The organism is Flavobacterium pectinovorum (genome assembly GCF_900142715.1).
In the GTDB taxonomy this organism is placed as follows: Bacteria; Bacteroidota; Bacteroidia; order Flavobacteriales; family Flavobacteriaceae; genus Flavobacterium; species Flavobacterium pectinovorum.
In genome coordinates this window covers 1471130-1489177 of the sequence record NZ_FRBX01000001.1, presented here as the reverse complement: position 1 = coordinate 1489177, position 18048 = coordinate 1471130, and the positions used below count along the sequence as shown (strand labels likewise).

General features: G+C 32.3%; 22 protein-coding genes. 5 read left to right on the top strand and 17 right to left on the bottom strand.

What is annotated here, in order from left to right; translation table 11 throughout:
- Positions 1-12 precede the first annotated feature (12 nt).
- From BUE22_RS06440 to BUE22_RS06390, 11 genes are all read right to left on the bottom strand, one after another.
- The gene (locus BUE22_RS06440; protein ID WP_317043528.1) at positions 13-651 is read right to left on the bottom strand and encodes a YdeI/OmpD-associated family protein; all 639 of its coding nucleotides are present in this window, start codon (positions 649-651) and stop codon (positions 13-15) included.
- A 74-nt stretch (positions 652-725) separates the two neighbouring features.
- Positions 726-1154, bottom strand: coding sequence for a GNAT family N-acetyltransferase (locus BUE22_RS06435; RefSeq protein WP_084540222.1), 429 nt, complete (start codon positions 1152-1154; stop codon positions 726-728).
- Between the two features lie 224 nt (positions 1155-1378).
- Positions 1379-1744, bottom strand: a complete 366-nt coding sequence (locus tag BUE22_RS06430) for a hypothetical protein (RefSeq protein WP_042566977.1) — start codon at positions 1742-1744, stop codon at positions 1379-1381.
- A gap of 192 nt (positions 1745-1936) precedes the next feature.
- Positions 1937-2869 (bottom strand): transglutaminase-like domain-containing protein, encoded by a 933-nt coding sequence (locus BUE22_RS06425; RefSeq protein WP_073394208.1) that lies wholly within the window; start codon positions 2867-2869, stop codon positions 1937-1939.
- An 18-nt stretch (positions 2870-2887) separates the two neighbouring features.
- Positions 2888-3739 carry a substrate-binding domain-containing protein gene (locus tag BUE22_RS06420; protein ID WP_042567220.1) on the bottom strand — a complete coding sequence of 284 codons (852 nt, stop codon included), beginning with the start codon at positions 3737-3739 and terminating at the stop codon, positions 2888-2890.
- 59 nt (positions 3740-3798) lie between these two features.
- Positions 3799-4272, bottom strand: a complete 474-nt coding sequence (locus tag BUE22_RS06415) for a DUF4265 domain-containing protein (protein WP_073394207.1) — start codon at positions 4270-4272, stop codon at positions 3799-3801.
- A 3-nt stretch (positions 4273-4275) separates the two neighbouring features.
- Entirely contained in the window at positions 4276-4662 is a 387-nt protein-coding gene (locus BUE22_RS06410) for a VOC family protein (protein ID WP_073394206.1), read from the bottom strand.
- Between the two features lie 58 nt (positions 4663-4720).
- Positions 4721-5161, bottom strand: a complete 441-nt coding sequence (locus tag BUE22_RS06405) for a DinB family protein (RefSeq protein WP_073394205.1) — start codon at positions 5159-5161, stop codon at positions 4721-4723.
- Between the two features lie 11 nt (positions 5162-5172).
- Positions 5173-6042 (bottom strand): nucleoside phosphorylase, encoded by an 870-nt coding sequence (locus BUE22_RS06400; RefSeq protein ID WP_042566980.1) that lies wholly within the window; start codon positions 6040-6042, stop codon positions 5173-5175.
- Between the two features lie 205 nt (positions 6043-6247).
- Positions 6248-6580: a translation initiation factor gene (locus BUE22_RS06395; RefSeq protein WP_042566981.1), complete on the bottom strand. Its 333-nt coding sequence runs from the start codon at positions 6578-6580 to the stop codon at positions 6248-6250.
- Between the two features lie 114 nt (positions 6581-6694).
- Positions 6695-7645, bottom strand: coding sequence for an isopenicillin N synthase family dioxygenase (locus BUE22_RS06390; RefSeq protein ID WP_042566982.1), 951 nt, complete (start codon positions 7643-7645; stop codon positions 6695-6697).
- Between the two features lie 255 nt (positions 7646-7900).
- Between BUE22_RS06390 and BUE22_RS06385 the strand changes: the two genes are divergently transcribed.
- On the top strand, positions 7901-8650 hold the full coding sequence (locus tag BUE22_RS06385) for a 4-hydroxy-tetrahydrodipicolinate reductase (RefSeq protein WP_073394204.1): 750 nt from the start codon (positions 7901-7903) through the stop codon (positions 8648-8650).
- 152 nt (positions 8651-8802) lie between these two features.
- Positions 8803-10779 (top strand): alpha-ketoacid dehydrogenase subunit alpha/beta, encoded by a 1977-nt coding sequence (locus BUE22_RS06380; RefSeq protein WP_073394203.1) that lies wholly within the window; start codon positions 8803-8805, stop codon positions 10777-10779.
- A 126-nt stretch (positions 10780-10905) separates the two neighbouring features.
- Here BUE22_RS06380 and BUE22_RS06375 read toward each other — a convergent pair whose 3' ends face one another.
- The 4 genes from BUE22_RS06375 to BUE22_RS06360 all read right to left on the bottom strand — a co-directional run bounded on the left by BUE22_RS06375 (position 10906) and on the right by BUE22_RS06360 (position 13484).
- Positions 10906-11877 (bottom strand): quinone oxidoreductase family protein, encoded by a 972-nt coding sequence (locus BUE22_RS06375; RefSeq protein WP_073394202.1) that lies wholly within the window; start codon positions 11875-11877, stop codon positions 10906-10908.
- Positions 11878-12043: 166 nt separating this feature from the next.
- Entirely contained in the window at positions 12044-12619 is a 576-nt protein-coding gene (locus tag BUE22_RS06370; protein WP_073394201.1) for a Crp/Fnr family transcriptional regulator, read from the bottom strand.
- A 23-nt stretch (positions 12620-12642) separates the two neighbouring features.
- Positions 12643-13068, bottom strand: coding sequence for a hypothetical protein (locus BUE22_RS06365; protein ID WP_073394200.1), 426 nt, complete (start codon positions 13066-13068; stop codon positions 12643-12645).
- Positions 13069-13076: 8 nt separating this feature from the next.
- Positions 13077-13484, bottom strand: a complete 408-nt coding sequence (locus BUE22_RS06360) for a hypothetical protein (RefSeq protein WP_042566988.1) — start codon at positions 13482-13484, stop codon at positions 13077-13079.
- A gap of 135 nt (positions 13485-13619) precedes the next feature.
- On the opposite strand from BUE22_RS06360, the gene BUE22_RS06355 reads away from it, so the two are divergent.
- Positions 13620-14048 (top strand): hypothetical protein, encoded by a 429-nt coding sequence (locus tag BUE22_RS06355; protein ID WP_073394199.1) that lies wholly within the window; start codon positions 13620-13622, stop codon positions 14046-14048.
- Between the two features lie 139 nt (positions 14049-14187).
- Here the strand turns inward: BUE22_RS06355 and BUE22_RS06350 are convergent, their stop codons facing one another.
- Together BUE22_RS06350 and BUE22_RS06345 are read right to left on the bottom strand one after the other, a co-directional pair.
- On the bottom strand, positions 14188-15444 hold the full coding sequence (locus tag BUE22_RS06350; protein WP_073394198.1) for a mechanosensitive ion channel family protein: 1257 nt from the start codon (positions 15442-15444) through the stop codon (positions 14188-14190).
- A complete protein-coding gene (locus BUE22_RS06345; RefSeq protein WP_042566991.1) occupies positions 15437-15724 on the bottom strand; it encodes a DUF3817 domain-containing protein in 288 nt (95 codons plus the stop codon). The genes BUE22_RS06350 and BUE22_RS06345 overlap by 8 nt, the downstream gene beginning before the upstream one ends.
- 103 nt (positions 15725-15827) lie before the next feature.
- Between BUE22_RS06345 and BUE22_RS06340 the strand changes: the two genes are divergently transcribed.
- Both BUE22_RS06340 and BUE22_RS06335 read left to right on the top strand, forming a co-directional pair.
- Positions 15828-16361: a DUF6155 family protein gene (locus BUE22_RS06340; protein WP_073394197.1), complete on the top strand. Its 534-nt coding sequence runs from the start codon at positions 15828-15830 to the stop codon at positions 16359-16361.
- A gap of 108 nt (positions 16362-16469) precedes the next feature.
- Positions 16470-18008, top strand: coding sequence for a DEAD/DEAH box helicase (locus tag BUE22_RS06335; protein WP_042566993.1), 1539 nt, complete (start codon positions 16470-16472; stop codon positions 18006-18008).
- The last annotated feature ends 40 nt before the right edge of the window (positions 18009-18048 follow it).

The window sequence follows — 18048 nt, the reverse complement described above, 5'->3', positions numbered from 1 at the left end:
ACATAATAATCTTTAGAACTGTTTTGGTTTTAAATTTTTAGCAGCAAGCGTTGCAACTTCATTAACCCTGTTTTGTTTGGTTTCGGGTCTTTTAGCGACAGTTACCCATTGTAAAATCATTTTTTTTACTGATTTGCTTAAACTCATAAAAAAATCTTTTGAACCCGGATTTTCTTCAAATGCGATTTCCAGTTCTTCAGGAATCGTTAATTCTTCAACTTCATCAAGAATATTCCACGAACCATTTTCTTTTGCTCTTTCAATGCTTTCGTAGCCCGCTTTCTGCATTAATCCGTCTTCAATAAGGCGTTCTACTTTTGCTTTATTTATTTTAGACCATCCGCTATTGGGTTTTCTTCGGGTAAAAAACTGGATAAAAGTATCATTTCCAATAGATTTTCTCGTGCTGTCAATCCAGCCAAAACAAAGCGCTACGTCTACGGCATCGCTCCAGTTGATCGTGGGTTTATTGGCTTGTTTTTTATAACAAACTAGCCAAATAGATTGTTTTGAGTTATGGTTTTCAATCAGCCATTCTCTCCAGTCTTTTTGGCTGGCCGGACAAAAAGTTTCTAAATCATTCTGTTCCATTTTGTTTTTATTTATCGCATTGTGATTAATCGTAATTTGGTAATTGATTGATTTTATCATTTTTAAAAGTTATACTACAAAACTAAAAGGGCTGAATGACAACCCTATGTCAACAGTAAAAACTAATCCTGCTTTTATTTTTCAAGCAAAAACAAAATATATTCGCCATGATTAGAAAAACCTTTTTCTTTCTCGATAAATCCTTTCTTTTTATAAAACTCGACGGCTTTGGTATTTTGTATCAGGCATTTTAATGTAACAGGCGAATTCATAATTTTAATGGCTTCGTTGAGCAAAATTGTTCCAATATTTTTATGCTGATGTTCTTCATCAATATATAAATGATGAATGAAATTATCGGGAAGCCATAACGAAATAAATCCAACGGCTTTATTATTTAATACAGCAACTAAAACAAATTCTCCTGCAGTTTCACGGTCAAAATCATCAAGATTGTACTCGATAATATCCTCTAGCCAATAAAATGTTTTTTGACGAACTTCAAGAAATATCCTTTTTAAATCGGGAATATGATTTTTGTTCTTTTCAAAAATTTGAATCATTTGTGGTTTATTATTTAAGGCAACAAATTACTCTTTTTTTCAATTCAATAATTTACAAATACATTAAATCATTATTACATTCCGTCATCCAAAAATTTGAAGTGTAGAATTTTATATTAGTGCGGATAACAAAGAATATTTTTAAAAGCTATTTTAAAAAAAAATCTCCTTAATACAATGATATTAAGGAGATTTTGTATGGTTTAGTAAAGTATTTCTTTTGCTTAAATTTTGTCCAGTGTTAATTTCATTTCCTTACTATCCAAAATCAATTTATCATCTGTAATGATACTTTCACAAGGATATGGAGTTCCGGTTTCGTCTTTAATTACGAGTTTTTTTCCCCCATTTGTTAGTGCGTAAGTACCATTATTTATTTCTCCCTGTAAAAACCCCGTCACATGTCCGTCTTTTGTAAACGTTAAAGTTCCGTTAGTTAAAATTACATTTTTCAGAGAATCAGAAAGAGGCATTTTTGCTTCAACAGCGGTAATTTTCCAGGAATTTACCAGTTTGTTTCGCCCTTTGCATGAAACCATTATAATAGTTAATAATGCAATCCCAAAGATAAATAAGTTAGATTTTTTCATGATTTTGTGATTAAAGTTAGACAACATGAAATTACAAAAATATTTCCAATTAAAAATCTAAAAATCAAATATTTATAAGAACAATCAAAAGATTAAACTTACAATTATCAAAATCATATAATCAAAAAAAAGGCTCGCAGATCTAATCTACAAAAAAAACTTAGCAACTTAGCCTCTTAGAACCTTAGCGCCTTAATTAAGCGTTAAAGCTCCCAAAATTTCCTCATACATAAATGGTCCGCCCGGGTATTTGGCAGTATAATCAAGATTTAGCCAAACCTGGCCACGCTCATCAATATGGTAATGTAGTTTTTGCTTGTAACTTTCTTTGGGGAAAAGTACATTTTTTATCAAATAATTGACTTTTTCTAAATCGATCGAAGAACCAATTAGTATTTCAGGGTAAATATGTCCTTTGGTATGTATTAATCTTGGAGTTCCGCCAATTGACCGAATCGCCGCTGCCATTAAAATAGAATGATCATCACAATCTCCTGAAAAATATTCTAAGGATTCGCTGGCCGTTGCAATATAATCGCCTTCTTTTGGGTCGTTTACGTAATTCCAGCGACTGTTTATTTCTTTAAAAACAGCAAAACACTGAATCGTTGTTCTATAATCAGAATAGCCTCTTATGCCTTTAAAATGCTTTGTAGTAGCCATAATCGCAAAGTTCCTAACTTTCGGATTTTGGTATTCGATCGCACTAAGAATCAATGATTTGTTTGGAAAAGGAAGTAACTTTGCTACAATAATATCCTGAGGATACGGATTGTCTGACATTGTATAAATCATGGAGTTATAATCTTCTGAAATCTCATTGAAACCGTAATTTCCTATTACAGACCCGTAAACCAAAACCAATAAATAAACTGCAATACAAACAATAATTATAGTTCGCAAATACATTAAAAGGAAAAATACAGCCGCAAAAACAAATATAAAGATAAAAACGCGATCGAGATTGAATGCCCATTCTAAATCGATCAGGTTTTGATGCAGAATGATAAAAATAGGTATCGTTATCAAAAGACTCAAAACGCTAATAATAATCCTGTCCCAGGGTGATTTCACCTGTAATTTGGATTTTAATTGCGGAAAGTCAATTTTAGGAAATTTTATCATAAGAATCAAAAGCAGTATTTACAGCGCTTTTACAGTTTCAACAAAAGTACTTTTTTTATCAATAATTCCGAGATCAAATAATTGATTTTGAATTTTATCGAATGCTTTTTCATTTAAATGTTTTTGCGACCATTGTGTTAGCTTTAACCATTCCTGAATATCTTCAAGCTGTTGGTTAAAAAGTTCGGCCAGAGTTTTATCAATATCCGGAATCTGGGCAAAATCGTGTGTAGTTTTATTAATTACTTCCAGAATTTTTTCTACAGCTTTTGAATTTTTCTTCAAAAATTCGTCACGTACCGTAATTACAAAAGAAGGCCATGGAGTAGGGCAGTCACCAACACGTCTAAAAACTCCCTGATCTACAAGAGGTTTTGTCATAAAATGTTCCCACATAAAATAATCGGCAGTTCCGTTTGTCAAAGCTTCAACAGCGCCATCGATGGTATTTACGATTTCAAATTGTAAGTTATCAGTTTCCCAACCCTGATTATTGGCATTTACATACGCCATTAATTCTGATCCGGAACCTTTTCTGGAAATAGCAACTTTTTTATTTTCAAGATCTTTTATAGTGTGGAAATCAGATTTTGCGCCAACGTGAATCCCCCAAATTAAAGGCGATTGCACATATATCTGAACAATTTTGCTTGGGTTACCTGCAATAATATCTTTTACAATTCCTTCTGTTAAAATAACCGCAATATCAGCTTCTCCATCACGAAGCATCTGACACATTTTACCGGTTCCTTCGGGAATATTTGTCCATTGCAAATCAATGTTTTCAGCTTCAAATTCACCATTTTCGATACATATACGCCATGGCAAATTGAAGTGTTCAGGAACACCTACAATTTTTACAGTTTTCATTAGGTTTAAGTTTAAGTTAAGTTGTTTGGTATGCGTATTATAAGTTTGTTTGTCGTTTATTAGTTTTTCATTAAATCTGCTCTGTGTTTTTCAGAAAGACATGGTTCCCCAAAATCTATTATAGAAAGATCTACATATTCATTCAATATACTTTTAACAACAGAATAATCAACTTCTCTGATTACTTCAACTGCAAAAAGAGTTTCATTCATTCCTTCTGATTCACAATTAACTGCTTTAAGTTTTTCTCTTATTATTTCTTTGTCAAAACCTTTTTCCAGAATTATAACCTGAACAATTGAATTTCCAGAAGTTTCTATAGTCTTTTTATATACCAAACGCTCTTCATCTTCATCATATTCGGCATAAAAAATATCATCAGTTGCAATTAGAGGTCCAAAGAATGGAATATTATCTAATTTGAAATACCCTTTTTCTAAATCAATAACCTCTGCCCACATAGTCTCTACAACCGTGTCTTCTAATAAATCACTATAATATCTAAATAGGATTTTTTTATGTGTATCTGTCATTCTCTAATTTAATTTTGTTGCCTTTAAAGGCGATATTACAATGCGATAACCGTCAGGATCCTGAAACATGTGTCCATTTTCATTCCAATACGGATTTACAGCAATTGTCTCACGAATATTATTATCATAAAATCGACTTAGCAATATATTGTACTCTTCAATTGTCTTCGGATAAAGCACAATAACATCGTCTTCATCAAACGTATGATTCGCTTTTGTTTCAGATTGTGTGAATTCAAAATGCCAGTCTAAACCAGATTTTCCAATAAAAACACCATTATAATTACTATGCTTTTCAAAACCGCCCAATCGCTCAAATCCAAGAATATTGATATAAAAATCTTCAATTTTCTTTAAGTCATCTGTATGTCGCGCAACTCTTAAAACCATATTTAAATTTCGTTTTTACTAGAATTATCTAATTCTCTAATTGACTAATTATCTAATTTTAAGATCGTAATTGCCTGATATGATGCTCTAAATGATCTACATAATCTGTCATTAAATACCTTAAATCTATTACAGATTCATCACTCAGGATAATTTTATAATCTAAAGCCTTTTCATCAACAGATTTCATAAGTCTTACAATTTGTTTATTTATTGAAAGCCAGAGCTCTGTCAAATCATGAATATCCATTATTTGATATTGATTTAAATTTACTAAATCTATCTGATTATATGGTCTGTGTCGATAAGGTTTTTCTACATAATTAATCTCTGTAAAACGAACCAAATTATGAATTGCAGAATCAACCAAATGCCCTAATATTTCTTTTTTAGACCATTTTCCGGTTTTTTTTTCTTCTAAAATAACAGAATCAATTGTTGGAAAATAAGGTGCATTTTCGTCTAATAATTCCTCAAATCTAAAAATAGCTTCTTCCATAAATTATCTAATTATTTCTGAGCTAATTTGTTTAATGTATAAGTAATCAACTCGTCAACAGCTTTATACGGATCTTCGCTAAAAGTTCCCGACGCACGATTTGCAATAATTGCATTCAACGACAAAGCATTATGACCTAAAAGAGCCGAAAGTCCGTAAATAGCCGCAGTTTCCATCTCTAAATTAGTGATTCTTTCCTCATTAAAAGTAAAATTATCCATTTTATTATTTAATTCTTCGTCCTGAATATTCAAACGTAAAACACGCCCTTGCGGACCGTAAAATCCTCCGGCAGTTGCTGTAATTCCTTTAAAAATTTTATCAGATTCAATTACTTTTTCCAGTTTTTCTGAACAGGCAATCGCATATGGTTTTCCTTTACGAATGTCCCAATTGGTATGCGTTACAAAAGCATCTTCAAGAGCAATGTTTGAAACATCATCAATTAAATAGGAGCGAAGCATATTGTCTAATCCAAGTGCAAATTTTGACATTACAAAACTATCCACCGGAATATCAGCCTGCAGCGAACCCGAAGTTCCAATTCTGATGATATTTAAAGAAGTTAGATTTTCTTTTGGCAAACGCGTTTTTAAATCGATGTTTACCAAAGCATCTAATTCGTTTAAAACAATATCAATATTGTCAGGACCAATTCCTGTTGACATTACTGAGATTCTTTTTCCTTTATAGATTCCCGTTTGGGTTTTAAATTCTCTTTTTTGGGTTGAATATTCAATCGAATCAAAAAACTGAGTGATTTTTTCTACTCTGTTTTGGTCTCCAACAAATATTATATCGTGTGCAATATGTTCAGGAAGAAGGTTTAAGTGATAAACGCTTCCGTCTGGATTAAGTATTAATTCTGATGATTTTATCATTTTTTTTGAGGTACTAAGGTTCTAAGGTTTTTCTAAAATGCCAATTTTCAAATTCCAAATTCCAAATTTTAGAAATCTAAATATTCATGACAAAGCTTTGCGATCTTTGCCTTTTTACAAAGCTTAGAAATATTTCTAGCGAACTTTGCGGTTAAATTTTCACGGTTAAACATTGGAATTTGGGATTTAAAAAATTGGGATTTTATTATCCTCCAACTCTTTTTGTTTTAAATCCTTTTTCTTTTAAAATTGCCATAATTTTATCCCGATAATCGCCTTGTATGATGATTGAATCGTCTTTAAAAGTTCCGCCTACGCTAAGCTTTGTTTTAATTTCCTTGGCCAGGATTTTAAAATCTTCATCGCTTCCTTCGTAGCCTTCAATTATGGTAGTTGCTTTTCCTTTTCGTTTTTCAAATTTACAAATCATAGGTTCTTTCTGAACGTAAAGAACATGATCTTCCTGCTGAACTTCTTCAGGTTCATTTGATTGTACGTGATCGGGAAATAAATTTTTTAATTGGTCTTGTAAGTCCATACTTTATTAAATTCCAAATTATAGTTTTTAAAAATTAAATTCCAAATTCCAATAGATTACTATTTTTGGAATTTGGAATTTTAATCCCGAGGCTTCGGGAGAGATTTAAAAATGTTATTTTTTAATTAAACCTAAGTCTACTAAACGTTCGTATAAATAATCTCCTGCAGTGATATCCTCAAATTTCTTAGGATTCTCAGCATCAATACAGTTCTCTAAACAATCTAAACGCATATCGCTTACAGGATGCATAAAAAACGGAATAGAATAACGAGAAGTTCCCCATAGTTCTCTTGGAGGGTTAACTACTTGATGTATAGTTGATTTTAATTTATTATTGGTATGTCTTGACAACATATCACCCACATTAATCACTAATTCATCATCCTGTGCAATGGCATCAATCCATTCGCCATCATGATTTTGAACCTGTAATCCTTTTCCCTGCGCTCCCATTAAAAGCGTAATCAGGTTAATATCTCCGTGAGCTGCCGCACGAATTGCGTTTTCTGGCTCAGAAGTAATTGGTGGATAATGTATTGGTCTTAAAATAGAGTTTCCTTCTTTTGCATATTGATCAAAATAAAACTCATCTAAACCTAAATGCAAGGCAAGGGCTCTTAATACATAAACGCCCGTTTTTTCAAGCATTTGATAGGCTTCTTTACCAACTGCATTAAAACGTGGCAATTCTTTAACTTCAACATTATCAGGATATTCTGCAGCGTATTTTGAAGCTGCATCAACATACTGACCAAAATGCCAAAACTCTTTTAAATCTCCCTCTTTACGTCCTTTAGCATGTTCTTTTCCAAAAGAAACATAACCTCTTTGTCCGCCTATTCCGGGAATTTCATAATTATGCTTAGTTTCTATTGGCAAAGCGAAAAATTTTCTAATCTCGCCATAAAGTTCGTCTACCAACTGATCATCTAAGAAATGACCTTTTAGGGCTACGAAGCCAATGTTTTCAAATGCACTGCCGATTTCATTTACAAATTTTTGTTTACGTTTCGGGTCGTCCGAAAGGAAATCACGTAAGTCTACACTAGGAATGTTTTGCATACTTTACATTTTTTATTTAAAAAGAATAAGGAACGGTAATTCCTTACAATAACAAAGGTAGATAATATTTTAGATTTGAATTTTAAAATTTAATATAAAATTGAATTTAAACGTAATAATTTAACCATTAAACAGTAAAATCTATTTTTGATTATAATGCATTTTAACCGTCTTTAGACGATAAAAACATGTTAATAATAGTGATAATGCCTGTATTTTCTAATTAAAAAATCTATTTTTATAAAAAATAATATTATGAAAATAGGATTAATAGGATTTGGAAAAACAGGAAAAGCAGTGGCATCAGTATTATTGCAAAACAAAAAATTTTCTCTCGAATGGGTTTTAAAAAGAAATGCCACTTTAGAAAATCGCAATACAGCTGAATATCTCGGAATTGATTCTGATCAAGCAGGAAAAATATATTCAAGTTCGACAACTTCAATACCAGAACTTTTGGATAATCAGCCTGTTGATGTCATAATTGACTTTTCGTCTGCATCAGGAATTTATACTTACGGAGAAGCGGCAAGTGAGCGAAAAATCAAAATAATTTCAGCTATTTCTCATTATAGTAATAAAGAGAAGGATTTTTTAAAATCGCTTTCAAAACTTACAACCGTATTCTGGAGTCCGAACATTACTCTTGGCGTAAATTATCTCTTATTTGCTTCTAAATTTCTAAAGAAAATTGCTCCCTGGGTTGATATTGAAATCATTGAAGAACATTTTAAAGGCAAAGACGGAATTTCAGGAACTGCCCTTAAAATTGCAGAAACTCTGGATCTGGAAAAAGAAGATATAAACTCTGTAAGAGCCGGCGGAATTGTGGGTAAACATGAAGTGGTTTTCGGATTTCCTTTTCAAACTGTCAGACTAATTCATGAAAGTATTTCGCGCGAAGCTTTTGGAAGCGGCGTTGTCTTTGTTGCCGAAAATCTAACCGACAAAAAAGAAGGTTTATTTAATTTTGAAGATATATTAGCACCCTATTTTGCTCTTTAAATTTTATTTTAATGCGAATAATTATTATGAATAATTTTCCTACTTTTGACCGATTAAAAAATTACATTTCATAGCATTTAATTATTTAACTAATAATGTTAATTTTTTTATATTTTTATAAATTCAAAAGCAACTACAAAAACAAAACCTAAATGATTTTTTACAGACAAAATCTCACCAATCCTCAATTACTTGATTTATACAAAAAAATACTAAAACCCAGACTAATCGAGGAGAAGATGCTAATCTTAATCCGACAGGGAAAAGTATCCAAATGGTTTTCAGGAATAGGGCAGGAAGCAATCTCTGTAGGGATAACTGCAGCTTTGGATGAAACAGAATATGTATTACCAATGCACAGGAATCTTGGAGTTTTTACTACAAGAAATATTCCGTTGCACAGACTTTTTTCGCAATGGCAGGGAAAAGCAAATGGTTTTACAAAAGGAAGGGATCGTAGTTTTCATTTTGGAACCCAGGAATATAATATAATAGGAATGATTTCGCATTTGGGGCCGCAGTTAGGAATTGCAGATGGAATTGCCCTTGCAGATAAACTTCAAAAAAATAAAAAAGTAACAGCTGTATTTACCGGTGAAGGCGCAACAAGTGAAGGTGATTTTCACGAAGCGCTGAATATTGCTGCTGTCTGGAAATTACCTGTAATGTTTGTTATCGAAAATAATGGTTACGGACTTTCGACTCCAACAAATGAGCAGTATTTATGCGAAAATCTCGCAGATAAAGGTGTTGGTTATGGTATAGAAAGCCATATTATTGACGGAAATAATATTATTGAAGTTTATAACAAAATAACACAGCTAAAAGAAGAGATGCAGGAAGATCCGCATCCTGTTTTATTAGAGTTTAAAACCTTTAGAATGCGTGGTCATGAAGAGGCAAGCGGTACTAAATATGTGCCTGAAGAAATGATGAAGGAATGGGCTACAAAAGATCCTGTAGATAATTACAGAATGTTTTTATTGGATGAAGGCGTCCTTACGGAAGAATATGATAACACATTGAGAGCTGAAATTAAGCAGGAAATTGACGAGCAATTGGCTATTGCAAATGCTGAACCTGAGATTGTGCCTACTTACAGCGGAGAATTAAATGATGTTTACGCACCATTTGAATATGAAGAAGTTAAATCAAAATCTGAAACCAGAAATATTCGTTTTATAGATGCCATCAGAAACAGTCTTGAACAATCATTACAACAACATTATCGTCTTATTTTAATGGGGCAGGATATTGCAGAATATGGTGGTGCATTTAAAATAACAGAAGGTTTTGTTGATCTTTTTGGAAAAGACAGAATACGCAACACTCCAATTTGCGAAAGTGCAGTAGTTTCTGCCGGAATGGGATTGTCAATTAATGGCTATAAAGCTGTTGTCGAGATGCAGTTTGCTGATTTCGTTTCAACAGGATTTAATCCAATTGTAAACTTATTGGCAAAATCACATTATCGCTGGGGCGAAAAAGCCGATGTTGTAGTTCGTATGCCTTGCGGCGGCGGGACTCAGGCGGGACCTTTTCATTCGCAGACAAACGAAGCCTGGTTTACAAAAACTCCGGGGTTAAAAGTGGTTTATCCAGCTTTTCCGTATGATGCAAAAGGATTATTAAATACTTCTATTAACGATCCGAATCCGGTATTATTTTTTGAACACAAACAATTATATAGAAGTGTTTATCAGGATGTTCCAATAGATTATTATACAATTCCGTTAGGAAAAGCGGCTCTTTTAAAAGAAGGAAAATCAGTTACGATTATCTCTTTTGGAGCGCCTGTTCACTGGGCTTTGGAAACTTTGGCAAATAATCCTGAAATTGAAGCTGATTTAATCGATTTAAGAACTTTACAGCCTTTGGATACGGAAACTATTTTTGCATCGGTTAAAAAGACCGGAAAAGTGATTATATATCAGGAAGATACCTTGTTTGGTGGAATTGCCAGCGATATTTCGGCGCTAATTATGGAAGAATGTTTTGAATATCTTGACGCTCCGGTAAAAAGAGTGGCAAGTTTAGACTCTCCAATCCCGTTTACAAAAGCACTTGAAGATCAGTTTTTACCTAAAAATCGTTTTGAAGAGGTTTTACTTGAGCTTCTAAGATATTAAGTTCCTAAGCTGCTAAGGTTCTGAGGTACTAAGGTTTCAAAACGACTAGTATCTCAGAGCCTTAGTACCTTTTGTTAACCTTCTAAAAAAAACTTAGAATCTTAGCAACTTAGCATCTCAGAACCTTTAAACAATAACTACAAATCGCTGACCATCAATATTTTCTACATTCCATATTTTCTCAATATCAACTAAACTTACTTGTTCAATATTTACTTTCAGTTTATTTTGAGCGGCCAGAAGAAACATTTCCGGAAGAATTTCTGAAAATAATAATTTGACTTCTTCTTTTGCCCAGCTTCCTAAGCCTGAACCTGATAACTGCAGATCAACGCTTCTTAAAATTCCTGATGACAATTGAATTGTATCACCGGCCATTCCTCCAATAGTTACATATCTTACTTTGTTTGTGAATGCTCCATTTCCTTTTAAAATAGAAAGAATCAATTCTGCCGGATGTCCCCACAAATAATCCAGAATGATATCTATAGGCGTATTTAAGTGAATGGCTTTTAGCTGAGCAATAAAATCTTCATCGTTTTGTTTAAGTGAAATAACTTCGTCAGCGCCTAATTCTAAAAGACTTTGAAGTGTTTTTTCATTTCTTCCTGTAACAATAATTTTTTTTGCTCCATAATGTTTCGCAATCTGAATTGCCATTTGACCTGTAAACCCGGTTGCCCCGTTTATTAAAACCGTTTCACCAGGTTTAATTTGAGCTCTAAATTTTAAAGCCATCGCTGATCCAGCAACCGCATTGGGCATTGAAGCCGCAATTGCATTACTAATTCCGTCTGGTAAAGGAACAGATAGATTTTTATCGATAATCGCTTTTTCAGCCATTGTACCGCTAATTCCTCGGACATAAACTCTTGTTCCGTCATCCAGCAAACCAATTGCGTCACTGCCAACTACAAAACCGTTTTGACTCTCTTTTTCAGATGAATAATGTGCCCCGCTGGCTTTTCCTTTATCAAGATTGGTAATTGCAACGGCTTTAACCGAAATTAGAATTTGATTTTCATTTTGTACAATTGGTTCTGCAATTTCTGCATATTTTGGCATTTCGCCTTTTTTATAAACTACTGCTGCTTTCATAATTATTTAATTTTATGAGGCAAAGTTAGATTGCGGTTTACGCGCCAACGATAACATTTGTTATCAAATAAATACAAGTACTATGTTTTTAAACCATATAAGTAATTATAAGTCAAGCTTAAATGAACTTATAAACTTATATGGTAAAATGGTATGTTGAAATTCTCTATTTTTTATGAACCAATTTGCTTTTTATTCGGCTTAAATGAACCGTACTTACACCAAGATAAGAAGCTAAATAATGTTGAGGAACGCGTTGTATAATTTGAGGTTTTTCTTCAATTAAAGTAAGGTAACGCTGAGTAGGGGAGTCTTTTATAAATGAAACAAAATGTCTGATATAATCAAATGTACGCTGAAAAATCATATCGATGAAACGATCTCTTAACTCCGGAATTTCTTTTACTTCTTCCAGAATTTTATCCATATCGTTTTTAGATATCCACCAAATTACAGATGGCTCAATGGTTTCGATAACAACCGGACTTGGGAATTGTTTTATGAAACTTTCAATAGAAGCTACACTTTGATTTTCGAAGAAAAACTGCGTCGTAAGATCTTTTCCATTATTGTTAAACCAAACTCTGATACAGCCTTTTTCAATTATAAAAAGCTTCTTTGAAACTTCGCCTTCTTCCAAAAGTGTTGTTTTTGCAGGAGCTTCAATGCGATTGAAATAGCTTGTATATTCGATCCAGCGTTCGTCGCTTATCGGGAATTTATTTCTGAATTTGGTAAACATTTATATATATTTATCATATAAAATTAAGCTTTCCAGAAATAGGAAATTAGTTTTATCAAAACAATTATTCCGGAATAATAAAGAATTGTACTAAAATTAACCCTGATAGAAATTAAAAAAACCAAACCTGATAGATAAGGATAACTATCGGCTAAATATTTGTATGCTAATTTTACTTTATAATTTTTAAATTCAGAAATAATATCATTGTGCCGAACATTATTAAAATACCATAAATTTAAGATCGATAAACCAACTCCAATTATGATAAAAACATAAAAAGAAATTGTGCGGTAACTATTAAAAAGAAAGAAGTATACTGTGAAAATATTTATAAAAAATAATATAGATAACAATCTTGCTGAAGATGATTCAGAAGAAGATTGATTGGTTTTTAAAATAACTTCGTAAGTTCTATAAAATAAGTAATGGTAAGCTGTTTTAATCATTTTATAGGTTACTTCGAATTCGATTCCAACTCAAACAATTGCACCTGACTTTTCAATCGGTCAATTAATAAATTCATCATTCTTTTGTTTAGACTTGATGAATTTTGAATATAAGTATCGTATTCTTCAATGGTAAAAAGTGCCATAACAATTCCTTTTAAAGAATTACGGAATTTAATATCCTTTTGAATGGAGTTTTCAATTGTTTGTAATTTCTTTTCGACTGTGTACGAATAAAAATCAGCTTTGTTTTTGTTTACGTAGTTGATAAAAACGGCTACAAACAAATCGTTCTGGAGTTTTAAAATAGGCCTAATCGTTTGATTTTGAAACAACTCATCTGCCGAAGATTGAGCACTTACAGTTCCTAAAGTTTCGCCTCTTAATTCTTTTAAAAAAGTGTCTCTATCTGCCATGTTTTTTCTTTAAATTTAGAAAAAAATAAAACACGAAACTCATTATAATTAAATTTTTACCAACTAAAACACATAAGTTTATTTAAGCTTAACTTTAATTTATTATAAGATTTTAACCGAAAAAAAATACTCAAAATGTTTCAAAAACTTTTAATCGTTTGCTTGTTGTTCGTTTTTCTAATTTCCTGTAACTCTAAGGAGAAAAAAGATAAATATAATCGTGCTTTTTATCGGGCTGTAAGTGGCAGCGATACAGCAACTTTAGACATTAGTATAAGTGATAAACGTTTTTACGGACGTTATGAAATATCGTATTACAAAACAGGGAAAGATTCCGGCGATGTAAGGGGAGATATAAAAGGAAATACTTTAACGGGAGATTTTCATTATATTTCTAACGGAGGAAGCTGGAAAAGAGTTCCATTGGCTTTGCTTAAAAAAGAAAATAAATTACTACTTGGAAATGGTGTCATTGGCACTTTCATGAATCTTCCTTGCTTTATTCAGGGAACCCTGAGTTTTAACGATCCAAAATTTATTTTTGAAGAAGTGAAAAAAGAGTAGTTTCAGGTGTCACGTTTCAGGTTTCAAGTTCTATAAATGACAAACCCGACAGGTTTTAAAAACCTGTCGGGTTTACTATATACGTATAGACCTTAGTTCAAAGTAAAGCAACCTGAAACTTGAAACCTGAAACTTTTATTTAATCTAAAGGTCCAATCTGCGATGGCAATTCGAAAATTTCTAAATCAAAATAAATGACCGAAGCCATAATGTGATCAAAAATATCGGCCATAATATATTCGTAATTTGCCCAGCGTTTATCGCTCGAAAAAGCATAAATTTCTAACGGAACTCCATGCGCACTCGATTGTAATTGGCGACACATAATATGCATGTCTTTGTTTAAACCAGGATGAGTTACCAGATATTGCATGATATATTTTCGAAACAAACCTAAATTAGTCATGTTTCTACCGTTCAGTGCAAGGCTTTTATCAACACCGTGCAAAGCATTGTATTTCTCAATTTCGGCCTGTCTGGTTTCTATATAAGATGAAATGAGCTGTACTTTTTTCATCTGATTCAAATCTTCATTATGAAGAAAACGAATGCTGCTGCTTTTTATCAAAACATGCCTTTTAATACGTCTTCCATCAGATTTTTGCATGCCTCGCCAGTTCTGAAACGAATCTGAACTCAAGGCATATGTTGGAATCGTGGTAATGGTATTATCAAAATTTCGAACTTTTACAGTCGTTAAATTGATTTCGATAACATCGCCATCGGCACCAAATTTATCCATTGTAATCCAGTCGCCAATACGAACCATGTCGTTTATAGCAACCTGGACACTGGAAACAAATCCTAAAATAGTATCTCTAAAAATCAAGATAATAATTGCCGAAAGTGTCCCTAAAATAGTCAGTAATTCGCCTTTTTTAATTCCGAATAAAGTCGAAATAATAAGCGCAACACCAAAAATCCAGAGCACAATCATGATAACCTGTACAAAACTGTCGATAGGTTTATCGCTGTATTCCGGTTTTTGTTTTAAATAATCCCGTAACGAATTAAAAATCGTTCTGATGATCCATAAAGTGATCAAAACGATGTAAACACCAACTATTTTCCCAAAAAGACCTTCCCAATAATCGTATTTATCTAAAATAATCGGAACAGCTTTATAAATAAAGAAAAACGGAATTAAATAAGCGGTATATTTTGTGGTTTTATTGTGAACCAAATAATCATCAAACTTGGTTTTGGTACGCTGGGCAAAAACCGCCGTAAGCGTAACCAAAACGAACTTGGCAAGATAATATATGGCATACGCCAAAGCCACCATAATGGCAATATTAAAAACAAGACTGGTGTAGGACGCAAAATTGCGGCTCATTCCCCAATCCCGAAAAAGCGGATATAAAAAGTTAAATATTTTATCCAAAGGTTTATGCATTATTTGCTAAATATTTTTTCTCGATATAGAAAGTTCCAAACGGAATAAGTGAAGCAATCAATATAATTCCGAAAGTTTTTAAATCCCAGTTTTGAGATTTTTTCAGTAAAAAAGCCAACACTATATATCCGATAAATAATACGCCGTGAGTCATTCCTAAAGGACGTAATAATGTATGATAAAGTTCAGGATTGTTTGTTTTAATGATAAGCATATTGGCGAATAAAACTAAATAGGAAATTCCTTCTAAAATTGCGGTAACCTTAAAAATCTTGAGCATATATTTGGTTTTTAAATTTAATCCGGCAAAATTAAGTATTATGGTTGATTATTAGAGTATGAATGCTAAAAGTAATTTAACTTTGTAACCTTAAACTTTGATAATGAGCAAGCGCGATTTAAAAAAATATTTAGCAGATTTAAATAAAGAACAACTTGAGAAACAAATCATCGAATTGTACGAGAAATTTAGTCCGGTAAAAGTCTATTATGATTTTGCTTTTAATCCAAAAGAAGACAAATTATTGCAGGAAAGCAAGGTCAAAATTTCGCACGAATATTTCCCTGTAAAAAAGCCAAATGCAAAATGGCGTCCTAAAGCAAAAATGAGGCGATCTGTTGCGCAAAAAATTATCAAACATTTCATTTCATTAGGTGTTGATTCGTTTATTATTGCCGATTTGATGTTGTATAATATCGAAATAGCGCAAACTTTCTCATATAATAACTTTATTAAGCAGGAATTGTTTTACAAAAGTATGTTTAATTCTTTTGAGCAAGCGTTAAATTTTGTTATTTCGAATGGAATTTTGAATGAATTTAAAACAAGAATAATTGCGATCCAACAGCAAACTATTCAACAAAAATGGAAAAACAAATACGATTTTGAGATAATTTTAGACAAAATCGACTTATAAAAACACTTCTCATAAAAAATCTTATTAAAAAAAATCATTTATTTTAAATTAAAATAGGATGGATAACTGTTTTTTAGATGTATTTTTGCAAAAATCCAAAAATAAACAATGTCTCAAAACACTTTAGAAATAGAAAGAGAAGAGAAAAAAGAACTTTATGCATACCAAAAAGGCGATATCGACGCCATTTTTGAACGTTTAGACAATGCTCCAGCTCAACATCATTTATTGTATCAACTGCCAACAGGTGGAGGAAAAACTGTAATTTTTTCTGAAATCGTTCGTCGTTATTTAGCGAATAATGATAAAAAAGTAGTTGTTTTAACGCACCGTATAGAACTTTGTAAGCAAACTTCAAAAATGTTGAAAGGCTTTGGTGTTTCTAATAAAATCATCAATAGTAAAGTAAAAGAACTGCCTGATCAAAACGATTATTCTTGTTTTGTGGCGATGGTTGAAACTTTAAAAAACCGTATCAATGACGAGAAATTACATCTTGACAATATTGGTTTGGTTATTATTGATGAGGCACATTACAATTCATTTAGAAAATTATTAAACTCATTCAAAAATGCTTTTATTCTTGGAGTAACAGCAACTCCTTTGAGTTCGAATATAAAATTACCAATGCACCAGAGTTATGATGAACTTATTGTGGGAGACACCATTAGCTCATTAATTGACAAAGGATTTTTGGCGCGCGCTACAACCTACAGTTATGATGTGGGATTAACATCATTAAAAGTAGGTATTAATGGAGATTATACCGTAAAATCTTCTGATGATTTGTATACCAATACGATCATGCAGGAAAAATTACTGCATGCTTATACAGAGCGTTCATTGGGTAAAAAAACCCTGATTTTCAACAATGGTATTCATACTTCATTATATGTATATGAAACTTTTAGAGAAGCGGGCTACGACATCAGACACCTTGATAATACAAGCAGTTCTGAAGAACGTAAAGATATTTTGGCCTGGTTTAAGAAAACTCCGGATGCAATTTTAACTTCGGTTGGAATTTTAACAACTGGTTTTGATGAGCCAACTGTAGAAACTATTATATTAAACAGAGCAACAAAATCGTTGACTTTATACTACCAGATGATTGGTCGTGGATCTCGTAAATTACCTGGTAAAGATGAATTTACGGTTATTGATCTGGGAAATAATGCAGCACGTTTTGGTTTGTGGAGTGAACCGGTAAACTGGCAGCATATCTTTAAATCACCTGAATTTTATTTAGAGAATTTACGTGACGATACAGAAATCGAATTATATTTTAAATATACAATGCCACCTGAATTAAGAGCTAAATTCAGTAAAACTGCTGAAGTTACTTTTGATGTTGATGAAGAACATAAACTTATTATCAAACAAAATTTACGTTCTAAAGTAGTATTAGACAAATCGTTAGAACAACATGCGGCGATGTGTGTTGATAATACCGAAACTTTACAAGAAGCAAAATCTTTAGGAAAAGAATTGGATGATGATATTGAATGCCGTATCAAACGTTATGCAAAATGCCTGAGCCAATGCAGTAAAAACTACCGCGAATGGCTGGTTGAAGATTACAAAAAGAATATGACTTTATTAATCGGTAAAAAATACCGTGAAAAAATCATGAACGAACCAGATTGATCTGGAAAAGTTTAAAAAAAAGTTTCAGGTTTAAGGTTTC

What these genes read in the sequence shown, in the direction of transcription:
- BUE22_RS06410 (WP_073394206.1), bottom strand. Translation starts at nt 4,662, where the DNA reads ATGGTTTTAAGAGTTGCGCGACATACAGATGACTTAAAGAAAATTGAA.
- BUE22_RS06390 (WP_042566982.1), bottom strand. Translation starts at nt 7,645, where the DNA reads ATGCAAAACATTCCTAGTGTAGACTTACGTGATTTCCTTTCGGACGAC.
- BUE22_RS06435 (WP_084540222.1), bottom strand. Translation starts at nt 1,154, where the DNA reads ATGATTCAAATTTTTGAAAAGAACAAAAATCATATTCCCGATTTAAAA.
- BUE22_RS06415 (WP_073394207.1), bottom strand. Translation starts at nt 4,272, where the DNA reads ATGACAGATACACATAAAAAAATCCTATTTAGATATTATAGTGATTTA.
- BUE22_RS06370 (WP_073394201.1), bottom strand. Translation starts at nt 12,619, where the DNA reads ATGTTTACCAAATTCAGAAATAAATTCCCGATAAGCGACGAACGCTGG.
- BUE22_RS06425 (WP_073394208.1), bottom strand. Translation starts at nt 2,869, where the DNA reads ATGATAAAATTTCCTAAAATTGACTTTCCGCAATTAAAATCCAAATTA.
- BUE22_RS06345 (WP_042566991.1), bottom strand. Translation starts at nt 15,724, where the DNA reads ATGCTCAAGATTTTTAAGGTTACCGCAATTTTAGAAGGAATTTCCTAT.
- BUE22_RS06395 (WP_042566981.1), bottom strand. Translation starts at nt 6,580, where the DNA reads ATGGACTTACAAGACCAATTAAAAAATTTATTTCCCGATCACGTACAA.
- BUE22_RS06355 (WP_073394199.1), top strand. Translation starts at nt 13,620, where the DNA reads ATGTTTCAAAAACTTTTAATCGTTTGCTTGTTGTTCGTTTTTCTAATT.
- BUE22_RS06400 (WP_042566980.1), bottom strand. Translation starts at nt 6,042, where the DNA reads ATGATAAAATCATCAGAATTAATACTTAATCCAGACGGAAGCGTTTAT.
- BUE22_RS06420 (WP_042567220.1), bottom strand. Translation starts at nt 3,739, where the DNA reads ATGAAAACTGTAAAAATTGTAGGTGTTCCTGAACACTTCAATTTGCCA.
- BUE22_RS06365 (WP_073394200.1), bottom strand. Translation starts at nt 13,068, where the DNA reads ATGATTAAAACAGCTTACCATTACTTATTTTATAGAACTTACGAAGTT.
- BUE22_RS06380 (WP_073394203.1), top strand. Translation starts at nt 8,803, where the DNA reads ATGATTTTTTACAGACAAAATCTCACCAATCCTCAATTACTTGATTTA.
- BUE22_RS06385 (WP_073394204.1), top strand. Translation starts at nt 7,901, where the DNA reads ATGAAAATAGGATTAATAGGATTTGGAAAAACAGGAAAAGCAGTGGCA.
- BUE22_RS06430 (WP_042566977.1), bottom strand. Translation starts at nt 1,744, where the DNA reads ATGAAAAAATCTAACTTATTTATCTTTGGGATTGCATTATTAACTATT.
- BUE22_RS06340 (WP_073394197.1), top strand. Translation starts at nt 15,828, where the DNA reads ATGAGCAAGCGCGATTTAAAAAAATATTTAGCAGATTTAAATAAAGAA.
- BUE22_RS06360 (WP_042566988.1), bottom strand. Translation starts at nt 13,484, where the DNA reads ATGGCAGATAGAGACACTTTTTTAAAAGAATTAAGAGGCGAAACTTTA.
- BUE22_RS06405 (WP_073394205.1), bottom strand. Translation starts at nt 5,161, where the DNA reads ATGGAAGAAGCTATTTTTAGATTTGAGGAATTATTAGACGAAAATGCA.
- BUE22_RS06335 (WP_042566993.1), top strand. Translation starts at nt 16,470, where the DNA reads ATGTCTCAAAACACTTTAGAAATAGAAAGAGAAGAGAAAAAAGAACTT.
- BUE22_RS06375 (WP_073394202.1), bottom strand. Translation starts at nt 11,877, where the DNA reads ATGAAAGCAGCAGTAGTTTATAAAAAAGGCGAAATGCCAAAATATGCA.
- BUE22_RS06350 (WP_073394198.1), bottom strand. Translation starts at nt 15,444, where the DNA reads ATGCATAAACCTTTGGATAAAATATTTAACTTTTTATATCCGCTTTTT.
- BUE22_RS06440 (WP_317043528.1), bottom strand. Translation starts at nt 651, where the DNA reads ATGATAAAATCAATCAATTACCAAATTACGATTAATCACAATGCGATA.